This window comes from Komagataeibacter kakiaceti JCM 25156 (assembly GCF_000613305.1).
In genome coordinates this window covers 1-855 of record NZ_BAIO01000756.1, presented here as the reverse complement: position 1 = coordinate 855, position 855 = coordinate 1, and the positions used below count along the sequence as shown (strand labels likewise).

Below are 855 nucleotides of genomic sequence, written 5' to 3'. Positions count from 1 at the left end.
CCGGGTCGGCGGGGGGCATGTCATTGGCGGCCTTGAGCTTTCCAACCGCCTGCGTGTGGCGGAAGCGTTCCGCCAGCATATAGATCAGGGCCGCGTCGATATTGTCGATACTGCGGCGCAGTTCCTCCAGTTTCTGCTGCGCTGCGTCACACGGGGCCGGGGTGGTGTTCATCTGGGTCGGTTCTCCTGAAAGGGCGGGTAAGGGAAGGTGGGCTGTTTATATGACGGGCGGCAGGTCGATCCATGCCAGATGCCCGCCCTTGCCCGCGCCGGTATCCGTAAAAATGGCCCTGCCCCCCATCCGGCCGGCCCTGACCCACGGCCGGCCATCGGTAGAGCGGCGGTCATGCCCGCAATAGACCGTATATCCCATCGGAATGTGATCGACCCAGTTCAGCCGCCGTTCGGGGTAGCCATCCTTCTGCATGTGGCCCGTCGTTTCCCCGAACAGGGCGCGCGACAGCAGGGGGGTGACGGTGCCCAGTCCCGGCGGCGGCAGTTCCCCCAGCATGCGGACATGAAAGCCCCCATGCACGAATATGGACTGCCCCAGCACGATCCATGCGGGCGCGTGCGCCAGGTCGGCCAGCGCGCGCTGGCGCACGTCGCTGTTTTCCTCGGCCATGAACTGGTCCAGCGTTTCCATGAGCGGGGGGTCACGGCGCATCTTGCGGCCCTGCAGGGCGCGGGCCAGCTTGCGGTCGTGATTGCCCAGTATGAACAGGCCGCGCCCTTCGTCGATCAGTTGCTGCATGAGCCGGAAGGCCCCGGCGCTGTCCGGCCCGTAATCCACCAGATCGCCAAGCTGTATGACAAAGCGGTCCGTCGCGGCGGCGTGGCGGAAGGCGCGCAGAT

The 855-nt window shown here is 66.1% G+C and carries 2 protein-coding genes; both read right to left on the bottom strand.

Going from position 1 to position 855, the window contains the following annotated elements:
• A partial coding sequence (locus JCM25156_RS26220; RefSeq protein ID WP_034961217.1) for a chorismate mutase occupies nt 1-172 on the bottom strand: 172 nt, incomplete at its 3' end.
• A gap of 45 nt (nt 173-217) precedes the next feature.
• Nucleotides 218-853, bottom strand: coding sequence for a metallophosphoesterase (locus JCM25156_RS18655; RefSeq protein WP_084296558.1), 636 nt, complete (start codon nt 851-853; stop codon nt 218-220).
• Between the last annotated feature and the right edge of the window lie 2 nt (nt 854-855).